The 13,146-nt window shown below is 68.0% G+C and carries 14 protein-coding genes; 9 read left to right on the top strand and 5 right to left on the bottom strand.

The window, feature by feature from the left end:
- Window positions 1–146 precede the first annotated feature (146 nt).
- Window positions 147–932 (top strand): electron transfer flavoprotein subunit beta/FixA family protein, encoded by a 786-nt coding sequence (locus tag D892_RS0101020; RefSeq protein WP_024799475.1) that lies wholly within the window; start codon window positions 147–149, stop codon window positions 930–932.
- A gap of 65 nt (window positions 933–997) precedes the next feature.
- The gene (locus D892_RS0101015; RefSeq protein ID WP_024799474.1) at window positions 998–1,957 is read left to right on the top strand and encodes an electron transfer flavoprotein subunit alpha/FixB family protein; all 960 of its coding nucleotides are present in this window, start codon (window positions 998–1,000) and stop codon (window positions 1,955–1,957) included.
- Between the two features lie 367 nt (window positions 1,958–2,324).
- Here the strand turns inward: D892_RS0101015 and D892_RS40030 are convergent, their stop codons facing one another.
- Complete coding sequence (locus D892_RS40030) at window positions 2,325–2,720, bottom strand: DUF1707 domain-containing protein (protein WP_024799473.1); 396 nt, start codon at window positions 2,718–2,720, stop codon at window positions 2,325–2,327.
- A gap of 160 nt (window positions 2,721–2,880) precedes the next feature.
- Here D892_RS40030 and D892_RS40025 point away from each other — a divergent pair, with 160 nt between their 5' ends.
- From D892_RS40025 to D892_RS0100985, 5 genes are all read left to right on the top strand, one after another.
- The gene (locus D892_RS40025) at window positions 2,881–3,429 is read left to right on the top strand and encodes an aminoglycoside phosphotransferase family protein (RefSeq protein ID WP_051498937.1); all 549 of its coding nucleotides are present in this window, start codon (window positions 2,881–2,883) and stop codon (window positions 3,427–3,429) included.
- A 416-nt stretch (window positions 3,430–3,845) separates the two neighbouring features.
- Entirely contained in the window at window positions 3,846–5,339 is a 1,494-nt protein-coding gene (locus D892_RS0101000) for a sensor histidine kinase (RefSeq protein WP_232235940.1), read from the top strand.
- Window positions 5,339–5,746: a roadblock/LC7 domain-containing protein gene (locus D892_RS0100995; RefSeq protein ID WP_024799471.1), complete on the top strand. Its 408-nt coding sequence runs from the start codon at window positions 5,339–5,341 to the stop codon at window positions 5,744–5,746. Before D892_RS0101000 ends, D892_RS0100995 begins: the two co-directional genes overlap by 1 nt.
- A gap of 43 nt (window positions 5,747–5,789) precedes the next feature.
- The gene (locus D892_RS0100990; protein WP_024799470.1) at window positions 5,790–6,140 is read left to right on the top strand and encodes a DUF742 domain-containing protein; all 351 of its coding nucleotides are present in this window, start codon (window positions 5,790–5,792) and stop codon (window positions 6,138–6,140) included.
- Window positions 6,115–6,741, top strand: a complete 627-nt coding sequence (locus D892_RS0100985; protein ID WP_024799469.1) for an ATP/GTP-binding protein — start codon at window positions 6,115–6,117, stop codon at window positions 6,739–6,741. The genes D892_RS0100990 and D892_RS0100985 overlap by 26 nt, the downstream gene beginning before the upstream one ends.
- Window positions 6,742–6,778: 37 nt before the next feature.
- On the opposite strand, the gene D892_RS0100980 is transcribed toward D892_RS0100985, so the two are convergent.
- Complete coding sequence (locus D892_RS0100980; protein WP_024799468.1) at window positions 6,779–7,636, bottom strand: LysR family transcriptional regulator; 858 nt, start codon at window positions 7,634–7,636, stop codon at window positions 6,779–6,781.
- A 112-nt stretch (window positions 7,637–7,748) separates the two neighbouring features.
- On the opposite strand from D892_RS0100980, the gene D892_RS0100975 reads away from it, so the two are divergent.
- A complete protein-coding gene (locus tag D892_RS0100975; protein ID WP_024799467.1) occupies window positions 7,749–9,041 on the top strand; it encodes an NAD(P)/FAD-dependent oxidoreductase in 1,293 nt (430 codons plus the stop codon).
- 119 nt (window positions 9,042–9,160) lie between these two features.
- Window positions 9,161–9,640 carry a hypothetical protein gene (locus D892_RS0100970; protein WP_024799466.1) on the top strand — a complete coding sequence of 160 codons (480 nt, stop codon included), beginning with the start codon at window positions 9,161–9,163 and terminating at the stop codon, window positions 9,638–9,640.
- Between the two features lie 86 nt (window positions 9,641–9,726).
- On the opposite strand, the gene D892_RS0100965 is transcribed toward D892_RS0100970, so the two are convergent.
- From D892_RS0100965 to D892_RS0100955, 3 genes are all read right to left on the bottom strand, one after another.
- Window positions 9,727–11,361, bottom strand: a complete 1,635-nt coding sequence (locus D892_RS0100965) for a M4 family metallopeptidase (protein ID WP_024799465.1) — start codon at window positions 11,359–11,361, stop codon at window positions 9,727–9,729.
- A 191-nt stretch (window positions 11,362–11,552) separates the two neighbouring features.
- On the bottom strand, window positions 11,553–12,092 hold the full coding sequence (locus D892_RS0100960) for a DUF1697 domain-containing protein (protein WP_024799464.1): 540 nt from the start codon (window positions 12,090–12,092) through the stop codon (window positions 11,553–11,555).
- A gap of 88 nt (window positions 12,093–12,180) precedes the next feature.
- On the bottom strand, window positions 12,181–12,936 hold the full coding sequence (locus tag D892_RS0100955) for an acyltransferase (RefSeq protein ID WP_024799463.1): 756 nt from the start codon (window positions 12,934–12,936) through the stop codon (window positions 12,181–12,183).
- Window positions 12,937–13,146: the final 210 nt, after the last annotated feature.

The following is a 13,146-nucleotide window of genomic DNA, read 5'->3' as shown; positions in this document are numbered from 1 at the left end:
GATGCAGAACATCACACCCTAAGTTACCCACGAGTAACTTAACGTAAGGTAATGTCCCGCACTGAGCTATTTCACGGACGTACGGCCACCCCGATCGTGCGACCCCACCCTCACGTGCCACCAGAACAGGAGGTCGACGAAGACCAATGCCGAACATCGTCGTACTGATCAAGCAGGTTCCCGATACCTGGTCCGAGCGCAAGTTGACCGATGGTGACTACACCCTCGACCGTGAGGCCGCCGACGCCATCCTGGACGAGATCAACGAGCGCGCCGTCGAAGAGGCCCTGCTGATCAAGGAAGCGCAGGGCGGCGAGGTCACCGTCCTGGCGATGGGGCCGGAGCGCGCGACCGAGGCCATCCGCAAGGCGCTGTCCATGGGCGCCGACAAAGCCATCCACGTCAAGGACGACGCGATCCACGGCTCCGACGCCGTGCAGACCGCATGGGTCCTGGCCGGTGCGCTGGGCCAGATCGAGGGTGTCGAACTGGTCATCGCCGGCAACGAGGCGACCGACGGCCGCTCCGGTGCGGTGCCGGCCATCATCGCCGAGTACCTGGGCATCCCGCAGCTGACCCACCTGCGCAAGCTGGCCGTCGACGGCGAGAAGATCACCGGCGAGCGCGAGACCGACGAGGGCGTGTTCAAGCTCGAGGCCGCGCTGCCGGCCATCGTCTCGGTCACCGAGAAGATCAACGAGCCGCGCTTCCCGTCCTTCAAGGGCATCATGGCCGCGAAGAAGAAGGAAGTGCAGACCTTCACCCTGGCCGACCTGGGCATCGACCCGTCGACCGTCGGTGTGGGCAACGCGGGTTCCGCGGTCACCGGTGTCACCCCGAAGCCGCCGCGCACGGCGGGCGAGAAGATCGTCGACGAGGGCGAGGGCGGCAACCAGATCTCCCAGTACCTGGTCGGCCAGAAGATCATCTGATTCGCACCCGTTCGCGCTGCGCTCCGGCCTCGGCCGGACGAGGATCTCGATAGGAGAGAGAACAAATGGCAGAAGTACTCGTGCTCGTCGAGCACGCCGAGGGTGCGCCCAAGAAGGTCACCACCGAACTTCTCACCGCCGCCCGCTCGCTGGGCAGCCCGGCCGCCGTCGTGCTCGGCGCCGCCGGCGCCGGTGACAAGCTGGCCGACGCCCTGGCCGCGGCCGGCGCCGAGAAGATCTACGTCGCCGAGTCCGACGACGCCGACGGCTTCCTGGTGACGCCGAAGGTCGACGTGCTGGCCGGTCTGGCCGAGTCGGCCTCCCCCGCCGCCGTGCTGGTGGCGGCCTCCGCCGAGGGCAAGGAGGTGTCCGGTCGCCTGGCCGCGCGCATCGGCTCCGGCCTGCTGGTCGACGTCATCGACGTCAAGTCCGACGGCTCGGTGACCGGTTCCATCTTCGGTGGCGCGTTCACCGTCGACTACAAGGCCACCGGCGACGTGCCGGTGATCTCGGTGCGCCCGGGCGCCATCGAGGCGGCCCCGCAGGCCGCCGCCGGCGAGAAGGTGACCGTCGAGGTCCCGGCGCAGGAAGAGGGCGTCACCAAGGTGACCTCCCGCGAGCCCATCGTCGGCGGCGACCGGCCGGAGCTCACCGAGGCCACCATCGTCGTGTCCGGCGGCCGCGGCGTGGGCAGCGAGGACAACTTCCACAAGGTCGTCGAGCCGCTGGCCGACGCGCTGGGTGCCGCGGTCGGCGCCTCGCGTGCCGCCGTCGACTCGGGCTACTACCCGGGCCAGTTCCAGGTCGGCCAGACCGGCAAGACGGTGTCCCCGCAGCTGTACGTGGCGCTGGGCATCTCCGGCGCCATCCAGCACCGGGCCGGCATGCAGACCTCGAAGACCATCGTCGCCGTCAACAAGGACGAAGAGGCGCCGATCTTCGAGATCAGCGACTACGGCATCGTGGGCGACCTGTTCAACGTCGCCCCGCAGCTGGCCGAGGCGGTCAAGAAGCACAAGGGCTGACCCGCCTCTCCGGGGTTTCTGCGAGCCGTTGAGTGCGACGAGCGTTGCGCTGCGGGCTCGCGGAAATCAGGTGGCGGGTGAGCCCGTCCCCGATCAGAGTTACCCCTGACTCGCCAAATCTGGGGTTGCGTTGTGCTAGACCGCCTCTCCGGGGTTTTTGCGAGCCGTTGAGTGCGACGAGCGTTGCGCTGCGGGCTTGCGGAAATCCAGGGGGCGGGTGAGCCCGTCCCCGATCAGAGTTACCCCTGACTCGCCAAATCTGGGGTTGCGTTGTGCAGCCTCGGGTTTGGCGAGTTTCGGGTTTTATGTCCGGGGCTCCGCCGGGGGGCGATGCGGCTGGTCACCCTGAGCCGGCGGACAGGGCTGATCATCCTTGCTCGGACCGGCGCACCAAGAGGCCGATGACGGTGGGGATGCACAGGGCCAGGCCCCAGGGGGCCTCGACCCAGAACGGCCAGAAGTAGCCCATGCCGGTGGCCAGCCAGATCAGCACGCACAGCAGGTTGACGAACACCCACGGGGTCCACATGATCAGCACCCACTGCGGGATCCGGCCGCGCGGCTCGGTGGACGGCGAAATCCGTTGGGCGGGAAGGTCGGACAGCAGCGGCGTCAGCTCGCCGTAGGTCCGGGCGGTGTAGACCCGACTCACCCGCTCGTCGAACTCGTGCACATCCAACCGGCCCTCGTCCATGGCCTTCCGCAGCTGAGCGACGTACTTCTCACGATCGACGTCCGACGCCCGCAGGTTCTCGTTCCCCACGGAGTAAGACTAGGTCGCCCGTACCGTTCGCGCCGCCCGTACGGTGCACGCAAATCATCTGCCCACGGACATCGTTTGCACTGCGGCTGGAATGGGCGCGGCCGGGCACGCCGCTGCTGACCCAGCCGGGCTTCCGAGTCCCGAGGGGCGCCCGGAGAATGTGGACAGGGTCGAACGCGCCTGCCGGCCGTACCGGCGGTTGCGGCGCGAACCGGTCGACATACCGGACGGTTTCCCAGCTCTCCCCGAGGCCGCCGCGCTCGTAGCCGACTGGACGGTCCGGTTCACCGACCCGGAACCCGAACTGGCACAGGTCGTCCCGGCCGCCCTGCTCGAGCGGGCCGCCGCCTGGCGCCGTGCGCCGGCGGTCCCGGCCGGACCGCTGCCGATCGTCAACCGCGACACCCCGCTGGGCAACATCCCGGCCGCCGAGCGCGAACCCTGGCTGCTCATCGATCACCAGCCCTACCTGGGCGAAGCGACCTTCGATGCCGGTTTCCCGGTCATGATCCAAACGCAGTGCGCGGCAACGCCGGAGCAGGCCCGGCGGGTGGTGCGGCACACCGCGCGGCCCCTCGCGGTCGGCCCCGAACGGGCCCGGGGCCGGGCATTCCTGCGCAGCATCGAGGAGATCGGCTGGGCGATCGAGGACGACGAGCCCGGCCTGATCCGGCTGCATCTCGCTGTCGCGCACACCCTCGGCGAATAGATGACACGTCCGGTGTGTGGATGTGCGAATGCACGATTGCATCCCGGTCCGGCCGACGCTTCGGGGTTGTGCTGCCGATTCGCCGTGATCAGCCGCCTGACAAGGCATTTGCAACCTTCGCACTGAGAGAACGGGAACCGTAGCCTGTATAACGATTCGGTCGCTGCTCCCCGGAATTGCTGATAATGTTTGCCGTCGTCGGGCGCTGGGGGTCGATCGGACCCCGGCCGGGCAGGTGTTCGATGCCGAAACCGCCTGTCCGGTAAGCAAGTTCGAAGTCCCGTAGGGCAGTCCCGCGGGCTCCGGCGCCGACACGAAAGTCATCCGGCCCTGGTGTCTGGTGGTCGGCGAGTTGAGGAAGGACGAGGCGGCCGGGCAGCCGGCGACAAGGGAACCTGATGAATCAATCTACCGCCGTGACGATTTCGTGGATTCTCGCCGCAGTACTCATCTTGGCCGTCGCGGCGGCGCTGTATGCGGCGTATTTCGCGCTGCAGCAGCGCACCCGCGCTCAAACGGCCGAGCGGGAACTGCACGAACACGAGGACGAACTCGAGCATTTCACGGCCAACACGATGCCGTACGTGGCCGACTCGGTGCGCCGCGCCGACGTGTCGGTGGAGATACCGGTCGGTGGCAGCCAGGGCCGCTTCGCGCAGTTGCTGCGCGGTGTCGGTGAGCGCTACATCGGCGATCTCCGCATGCTCCAGGCCGAGACCCGCGACCGCACCCGTCGCGAGACGGAATACGAGACGCAGCAGGCGATCTCCCGCACCGAAACGACGGCGCGCAGCGACGCCGAGAACGCATCGCGGGAGGCCACCAGCGCGGCCGTCCGCGCGTTCGGCACCTCGGTGGTCAGCCTGGGCGCCGATGTCAGCCAGGTGGTCAGCACCGCGCTGCGCGAGCACCGCGGAGACGAGGTCTACGAGACCCTGATCCGCATCGACCACAGCGTGCAGCAGATGATCCGCCAGTCGCAGTCCTATGTGATCGTGTGTGGTGGTCTCCCCGGCCGGCGCTGGCCGCAGCAGTCGCTCACCGATGTCGTCGGCGGCGCCGTCGGCCGTGTCCGCGACTTCACCCGCGTTCGCCCGCACCAGCTCGACCGCACCGTCATCAGCCGCGCCGTGGAGCCGCTGGTGCACACGCTGGCCACGCTGCTGGACAACGCGCTGCGCTATTCCCCGCCCACCTCGTTCGTCGACGTCACCTTCCAGGAGGGCCACCACGGCGTCACGGTGATCGTCGACGACGCGGGTGTGCGCATGAACGCCGAGCAGATGGAAGAGGCCCGGCAGGTCCTGGCCGGCGAGCGGATCGTCGACATCCACCAGCTCGGACCCGCACCGCGCGTGGGTTTCCCGGGTATCGCCTCGCTGGCCCGCCGGTACGGGTTCACCGTCTACATCGACGGCCCCAACACCTACGGCGGCATGCGCGCGATGGTCTATGTCCCGGAGGCGCTGCTCTCGCCTCGCGAGGCCACGCCGCAGGTCGCCACCTCGACCATGATCTCGGCCGCGGCCGCCGGACCGGAACCCGTCACCGCCGTGGACACCCCGTCGGCCCGGCACGCCGCGCCGCCCGAGGCGGTTCCCGTCGGCGGGCCGAGCGTCCACTCCGAGACCACCCGCCCCATGACAGGTGAGGCCGCGCATATCACTCCGACCGAAGATCCCGAATACAGCCAGGACTCCGAGGCCGAATCCATGTCCACCGTCCACGACATCACCCCGGGCGGTCTCCCACGGCGCCGCCGCCGGACCGTGGCGGTCTCCACGCTCTCGCGCGGACCGGATACCGATACCGCGCTGCCCCGCCCCGATATCGCCGCTGCGTGGCAGAACGGCTCGAAGACCGGCCGAACCTCCGCCACGCATGAAAACACCGAAGGGATGACCTCTTGATGGGCACACCCGGTACGGCCGTCACCGACGGCGAAAAACTGGCTTGGATGCTCGAAGACCTCAATGTTCCCGGCGTCCGGTTCGCCGTCCTGCTCTCGGAAGACGGCCTGCGCATCGCTCAGGTCGGCGACATCTCGGTCGACGATGCCGAGCGGTTCGCCGCCGCCGCGTCCGGGCTGCGGTCGCTGGGCAAGGCACTCGGCGAGTTCTGCGGCGCGGCGAACTCGGTGCGGCAGAACATGACCGAATACGACGACGGGATGATCTTCATCACCGCGGCCGGGGACGGCGCGCTGATCGGCGTCTCCACCACCACCCAGGTGGACGTCAACCTGGTCGCCCACCGGATGAACGAGCTCGCCGCCCGGGTCGGGCGCGAACTCGGCAGCCTGCCGCGTCAGCGGTAGGGGCGGCCGTGCGAGCGCGCAGCGAGCGAATGATGGATACCGCATGAGCAGGCATCGGCGCGATCCCGATCTGGTCCGGGCGTATGTGCGCACCGGCGGGCGTTCGCGTGCCACCCGGGTGCTGGATCTGGTGACCCTGGTGGTGACAGCGCAGGATCCGCCCCCGGGCAGCACCCCGGACGCGCTCCGGGTGATGAGCGTGTGCAGCCGTCGTGGTGCGCTGTCGATCGCCGAGATCGCCGCTTATCTCGACCTACCGCCCTCGGTGGTCAAGATCGTCGCGTCCGATCTGTTGGACAGCGGCCACCTGGTGAATCCGGCCCCGGTCGACCAGGTTCCCGAACTCGCCCTGCTCGAGGAGGTACTGCATGGGCTCCGCGCTCTCGCCGTCTGAGCGCCCGTCGGCCCTCACCGATCGCACCGTCGACTATGTGCCCGAAACGGTCACCCGGTCGGTGAAGCTCTTGGTGGCAGGCAATTTCGGCGTCGGCAAGACCACCTTCGTGAGCAGCGTGTCGGAGATCCGGCCGCTGCGCACCGAGGAGACGATCACCGAGGCCAGCATCGGCGTGGACGACATGGCCGACCTGCCCGGCAAGCAGACCACCACCGTCGCCATGGATTTCGGCCGCATCACGCTGAATACCCAACTGGCGCTGTACCTTTTCGGCACACCCGGGCAACGGCGGTTCCTACCGCTGTGGGAGGAGCTGGCCCGCGGCGCGCTCGGCGCGCTGGTGCTGGTCGACACCCGGCGCATCGACAAGGCCGACGAGGTGCTCGCGATCCTCGAGGAGCGCGGCGTGCCGTACTCGGTCGCGGTCAACGAGTTCGAGGGCGCGCAACGCTATCCGCTGCACGAGATCCGCGAGGCCCTCGACCTGGAGCCGGATACCCCGCTGACCGCCCTGGACGCCCGCGACCGGGGCCCCTGCCTGCGGTCGCTGATCACACTCGTCGAATACCTGTTCCAGCGTCTGGAGTCTCGTTCTTGACACGATCGTCGGTCCAACGGCGATCCCGGTCCGGCCGTCACGCGCTGTGCAGTGCCGCGAGCAGCGTCGTGAGGATCGGCGACGGCCGCATATCGCTGCGCAGCACGGCCGAGACCGGGATGCGCAGTGGGCGGCCCGTCAGCTTCAGCGCCGCGATTCCGTCGGCCGGCGTATCGGCGTAGAGGACGGTCCACGCGTCCGGCCGGTTGACCAGCTCCATGGTGGCGGTGTGGTCCGGCGGGATCGGCGGACCGTAGGTCGGCCGGGTGGGCAGGTCGGCGAACGCCTGCCGGACCACGGTGTGCAACAGCACCTGTTCCTGTTCCGGCGGGAGCAGCAACGGATAATTCCCCAATTCGGTGAGCGTCACGTCCGCCCGCCCCGCCAGCGGATGGGCCGTCGCGACGGCTATGACGAGGTCCTCCACCCACAGTTGTTCGACCCGAAGACCGGGCTGATCAACGCTCCCGCGAATGAGAGCAAGATCACAATCGCCATCGGCCACCGCGGCGATGCGGTGCCGGAAGGACTTGATCACGAACTCGATCTCCGCACCCGGATGCGCCTCCCGCGCACCGGCGATGGCCGAGAGCGACCGCGTTGCGAAGGACATGTTGGCGGCCAGGCGAATGCGCGGGCCGGATGCCCGCACAGCAGCGCGAATGGCCGACTCCAGACTCAGCATTTGCTTGGCAAGCGGAAGTAGCCGAGTCGTTGCGTCCGTCGGGACCACCGATCTCGTCGAACGCTCGAACAACTGCACACCAAGATCATGTTCGAGCCGCGCGATTTGGTGACTGATAGCCGATTGCGATATGAAGCATCGCTGAGCCGCCCGGCTGAAGCTCAGCTCCTCGCACACTGCCACGAAGTACGACAGCTGCCTCAGTTCCATCGAGATCTCCCATTCATGACCGATCCAGATAAGAGTCATCTAAATTATGCGCCCTGACCCCTGGAACATTCTCGTTCCGAATCGCGGTTGGTAATGATGGAAGGAGGCTGTCATGCAACACGTGGACGCGGGGATCGAAACCGCTGATGTAGTCATCGTCGGGTCGGGCTTCGGCGGACTCGCCGCCGCGAAGCAGCTGAGCAAGTCGGGGGTCGACTACGTACTCATCTCCAGCACGCCGGAGCATCTGTTCCAGCCGCTGCTGTATCAGGTTGCGACCGGTGTGCTGCCCGCCGCCGATATCGCCCCGTCGATCGCGCAGGTGCTGCGCCGACACAAGGGCGCGAAGGTGCGGCTGGGCAAGGTCGTCGACATCGATGCCGAGGGCGCGGTGCTCACCTACGAGACACCGGAGGGACCCGAGCAGATCCGCTACGGCTCGTTGATCGCGGCTACCGGTGCCAACCAGTCCTATTTCGGACGAGACGATTTCGCCGAGAAGACCTATTCGCTCAAAACCATCGAGGACGCCCAGCGGCTGCGCGCGCAGATCGAGCGGGTGTTCACCGAGGCGGCGACGGCCGATCCGGATTCGCGGCAGCGGCTGCTGAGCTTCGTGGTGGTAGGCGCGGGCCCGACCGGCGTCGAGGTCGCCGGTCAGCTGAAGGAACTCGCCAAACGGCACTACCACCAGGAGATTTCGGTCTCGCTGGTGGAGGGCGCCCCGGCCGTGCTCCCCCCGTTCGGCGGCAGCCTGTCGGAGTATGCGCGAGAGTCGTTGGCCCGCAACGGTGTTGAGGTGCTGCTGGACACGTTCGTGACCGATATCGAAGCGGGCAAGGTGACCGTCCGGACCAAGGACGGCGTCGAGCGCGGCATCGGGGCCGAGACCGTGGTGTGGTCGGCGGGCGTACAGGCCGGCGGTTTTGCGAACCTGCTCGCCGCCGCCACGGGGTGCGAGACCGACCGCGCCGGGCGGCTGCTGATCAATCAGGACTGCACCGTCGGCGGGCATGCCGACATCTACGCGATCGGCGATATGACCTCGCTCAACGGCTACCCGGGACAGTCGCCGACGGCGATGCAGGAGGGCCGCCACGTCGCCGACATCATTCGCCGCAAGAAGCAGCCCGGCACTCCGTTCGTCTACTGGGACAAGGGCTCGATGGCGGTGATCAGCCGGTTCAGCGCCGTTACCAAGCTGAACGACAAGGTCAAGTTCACCGGTTTCGTCGCCTGGGTGACGTGGCTGGCGGTGCACCTGTTCTACCTGGTCGGCTTCCGCAATCGCTTCGCCGCGGTGGTGTCCTGGCTGGTGGCCTTCATCGGCACCGGCCGACCCGGATTCGCCGAGAACGAGAAGGACACGCCCGCACCGGCCTCCGAACAGCGACGAGCGGCATAGCGTCGAGTTCCGGCCCGCGCAGGATGAGGTAGGCCCCGGCATCACTCTGGGCCTACCTCACCGACTGCTCGTCAGTCCCCGGCCGGAAGGCGGTCGAGGATCCGGTTCAACAACGCCGTGTGAGTTTCCAGAACGGCGCCCTGTGTGTCGAGCCTGGCATCTATACCATCGAGGCGGGTATCAATACCGTCGAACCGGGCATCCATACCGTCAAGGCGAGCATCGATACCGTCGAACCGGGCATCCATACCATCGAGACGAGCATCGATACCGTCGAACCGGGCATCCATACCGTCAAGGCGAGCATCGATACCGTCGAACCGGGCATCCATACCGTCAAGGCGAGCATCGATACCGTCGAACCGGGCATCCATACCGTCAAGGCGAGCATCGATGCCATCGAACCGGGCATCGATACTGTCGAACCTGACATCGTGCTGAGCCAGCTTCGCATGGACCAAGCCGAACTCTTCCAGCACAGCTTGGTGGCGCTGTTCGGATCGAGCCCTGAGTTCTGCCACTTGGGAGACTGTCGCCTTGGTTGCCATCAGGCTCTCCAGGTTGGTTACGCGGTCCTCGAGCGGTGCAGTCGTCACTGATCGATCCTCTCGGTTGCGGGACATACTAACAATCGGCGCCCGCGACGGATGCGGGCAGAACCGGCCGGAGTGCCCGGCCGGACAACTCAGGCCCGGTCGCGCAGCAACGGGATGCGCACGGCCTCGACGGCGTGTTCCACCCGAGCGCAGTCGTCCTCGGTGAACCCGGCGATCTTGTCATCGATGTTGTTGTGGCACACCGTAATCAGAGTGTTCGCCAGCGCCGGGTAGTCGGCGCTCGGGTACAGCTGGGTCTGCACGGTCCAGTACAGGGACGCGGCCTTGTCGAGGCCGATCCCTTCGACCTTGCGGCCGCCGACGGTGCCACCATCGGTGATCAGGTAGGCAAGCCTGTTACCCACACCGCTGTTGGTGTGTACACCGCCATGGTCCGGCGCCGGATGCCGATCGGAGTGGGTCGCGGGCACCCAGCCCGGCCCCTCGTAGACCTCCGGCTGCGGCTCGGGAGCCGATCCCGGCGACTTCATGTCCCGGATGACGCCCGATACGGTGCCGTTGCCGATCTTCCAGCGATCGGCACGCTTGCCGCGCGTGCTCGTCAGTTCGGTGAATTCGCCGAACACGTCGGACATCGACTCGTTGATCGCGCCGGACTCGTTGAGATAGTTCAGGCCGCTGATTCGCTCGGTGACGCCGTGGGTCAGCTCGTGGGCGACGACATCCGGACCGAGCACCGCGCCGCCGATCACGAAGCCCTGCTCGTCGGTCCAGTACGCGTTCGCGTACGGGCAGGCATCGACGCAGACACGGACGGTGGCGCGCAACGCCTTCCCGCCGCCGTCCTTCACCTCGATGCCGATCAGTTCGGTCAGGCTGCCCAGGTCGGTGTGGCGGCGGTAGAAGTTCTCGGTGTCGCCCATCCAGTCGTAGACCTTGTTCGCATCCTCGTTGCCGGCGACCCGGCGCCGGCCCTCCGCGCGGACCACGGGATAACTGCCCGCCGCACCACAGGGGATGCCGAGCTTGCCCTCCTCGCCGTGCGAATCCGCATCGCACACCACGCGATCGAGGGCCGGCTCGGCGGGCCAGGCGTCGAGCACCGCGCCGCCGGGGCCCGCGGCGACGAATATCCGCCACAGCCGCCCACCCGCCGCCAGGTCGTAGCGGTATGCCGGGACGGCGGGAGCATCGGGTCGCCGATCATCGATCAGGCCCGGATCGAACCAGGCCGCCGACGCGGCACGCACCCGCACCGTCTCCGCACCGCGTGCGGACAACTCGGCCGCCCTGGCGACCGCGGTGCGCCGGGCCGACGGAAGCTCGCCGCCGGAGGAATAGCCGCCGACGATCCGCTCCGTCAGGGCGCCCGTTGCCGACAGCAGCGAACCGTCGGACCGCAGCGCCACCGCGACGGCGGCGCCGTACACGGGAACCCCCTCGATGCGCTGGACGAGCCGGACCGTGCTGCCACCCGCCCGGCGGGACACCCCCTCGACGACGAGATCCGCCGCGGCACCGAACATCTGCTCGAGGCCGGCGATATGCGCGAGCGCCGCGGCACCGGGATCGAGGGTACGAATTCCGCTGCCCGGCACCGGAATCGGCCGATCCGGAACGACCTGGCGGACCGATCCGTGGCTGCTGCGGTGGATCGTCTTCGGCACCGTCGACAGCGACGGCGGATTCGGCTGCGCCGCCACCGGCACCGCGACCAGCACCACGAGGACGGCCCACAGGCCGGCCAGACAAGCCTTCATCATGTCTCCCCCTGCGATTGGATGTGCGTGGACAACCGCTGCTCGCGATCGAGATCGATCGCGCTCCCCCGAGCCGACTCTCCTCGGTGATCAACCGCTACACGACGACGTCGTGCTCCCCTCGGACCGTCCGACCCGGCCGATGTGAACTCCCCGAACACGCTTGCCGGAGGGGATGTTTCGCGGCGAAGCGGCTAGAGCTTCGCCGAGACCTTCTGCACCGTGAGCCAGGTGCGCGTCGTGATGTCCTTGCCGTACACGGTTTCCAGCCACGTCATGTGGTTTGTCGTACCGCTCACGGAGTTGTCGATGACCGCCAGCACCGCCCCCGCAGCGCGATCGTAGCCGACTATCCGCACCGCGGCGGCCAGAGCCGCCGGAGGCTCCGGCGGCGCACCCCCGGCCCGATCCTTGAGGAACGTCGCGGTCAGGTAGGTGTTGCGCCCGTGCGTCAGCCCCGGGAACGGGTCGGAATCCACGAGTTCTCGCAGCTCGTCGCGGCTGCGGACGATGGTGCCGCCGCCGATGCCCAGCTCGGCGTTCAGCGCCTGCTGGATGCGCGATTCCAATGCGGGAACATCGGTTTCGGCGCACCCGAACACGACGTTGCCGCTGGCCAGAACCGAGCCCACCGATGCGAAACCGAGCCCCTCGAACACCCCGCGCAGCTTCTCGCCACGCATGTTCGGGTTGGCGGGCATGATCCCGCGCAGGAGGGCGGCGTACCGGTTCATGCGCCGAACAGTACAGCTCGCCTCCGACAGGTTCGCCCGCCGACAGGAACACCCACCGGCCGTGCGCCCTATCGGGGCGCGGCGGCGACTAGCTCGCCTGCGGCGCGGCGGCTCCGTTCTTCTTGCGCTCGATGTCCTCCAGCGCCGCGAGGTGCTTCGCCCGCTCCTCCGCCGCGGCCTCCCACGCCTCCTTGCGGTTCTTGACCACCTTCGCGGGCGCGCCCACGGCGATGCCGTAGTCGGGCACATCGCCGTTCACCACGGCGTGCGCGCCCAGTACGCACCCGCGGCCGACCCGGGTGCCGCGCAGCACCGTGACCTTGGCCGCGATCCAGGTGTCCGGCCCGACCCGCACCGGGCTCTTCACGATGCCCTGGTCCTTGATCGGCATCGTGATGTCGTCCATCTTGTGGTCGAAGTCGCAGATGTAGCACCAGTCGGCGACCAGCGTCGATCCGCCGATCTCGATGTCGAGGTAGGCGTTGACCACGTTGTCCTTGCCGAACACCACCTTGTCGCCGATGCGCAGCGACCCCTCGTGGCAGCGAATGGCGTTGCCGTCGCCGATGTGCACCCACTTGCCGATCTCCATGCGGCTCAGCTCGGGCGTCGCGTGGATCTCCACCCGGCGGCCCAGAAAGACCATGCCGCGCAGCACGATGTGCGGGTTGGCGAGGCGGAACTTGAGCAGCCGGTAATACCGCACCAGATACCACGGCGTATAGGCCCGGTTGGCGAGCACCCAGCGCAGCGATGCCACCGTCAGAAAGCGCGCCTGCTCCGGATCCCGGCGACGCGCCCCTCGCCAGCGCGCACGCAACGGTGCGCTCCACATGCTCGTCACGAACTGCTCCCTCGGGTCCAGCGGGCGACTGCGTCGTCCAGCGGTGTCTTCATCGAGGTACCAGGGTACTTTCGCCGCGCGGCAGGGTCAGCCGCTGCCCTCCGACATTTCCGGTCGCCACACGGTCCGGCGGACACGGTCCGCGCCACGCTCACCCTGCCCGGTGACGGCGGGGTCGATGTTCTAGTCTCGAGCAGGCCCGTACGAGCA

It is taken from the genome of Nocardia sp. BMG51109, assembly GCF_000526215.1.
Lineage (GTDB): Bacteria > Actinomycetota > Actinomycetes > Mycobacteriales > Mycobacteriaceae > Nocardia.
Note: the sequence above shows the minus strand (reverse complement) of the source record. Positions and strands in the feature narration are given on the sequence as shown.

Coding starts and splice junctions, on each gene's coding strand:
- D892_RS0100980 (WP_024799468.1), bottom strand. CDS start 7,636: ATGGAACTGAGGCAGCTGTCGTACTTCGTGGCAGTGTGCGAGGAGCTG.
- D892_RS0100960 (WP_024799464.1), bottom strand. CDS start 12,092: ATGAACCGGTACGCCGCCCTCCTGCGCGGGATCATGCCCGCCAACCCG.
- D892_RS0100990 (WP_024799470.1), top strand. CDS start 5,790: ATGAGCAGGCATCGGCGCGATCCCGATCTGGTCCGGGCGTATGTGCGC.
- D892_RS0100965 (WP_024799465.1), bottom strand. CDS start 11,361: ATGATGAAGGCTTGTCTGGCCGGCCTGTGGGCCGTCCTCGTGGTGCTG.
- D892_RS0100975 (WP_024799467.1), top strand. CDS start 7,749: ATGCAACACGTGGACGCGGGGATCGAAACCGCTGATGTAGTCATCGTC.
- D892_RS0100985 (WP_024799469.1), top strand. CDS start 6,115: ATGGGCTCCGCGCTCTCGCCGTCTGAGCGCCCGTCGGCCCTCACCGAT.
- D892_RS0100995 (WP_024799471.1), top strand. CDS start 5,339: ATGGGCACACCCGGTACGGCCGTCACCGACGGCGAAAAACTGGCTTGG.
- D892_RS0101015 (WP_024799474.1), top strand. CDS start 998: ATGGCAGAAGTACTCGTGCTCGTCGAGCACGCCGAGGGTGCGCCCAAG.
- D892_RS0101020 (WP_024799475.1), top strand. CDS start 147: ATGCCGAACATCGTCGTACTGATCAAGCAGGTTCCCGATACCTGGTCC.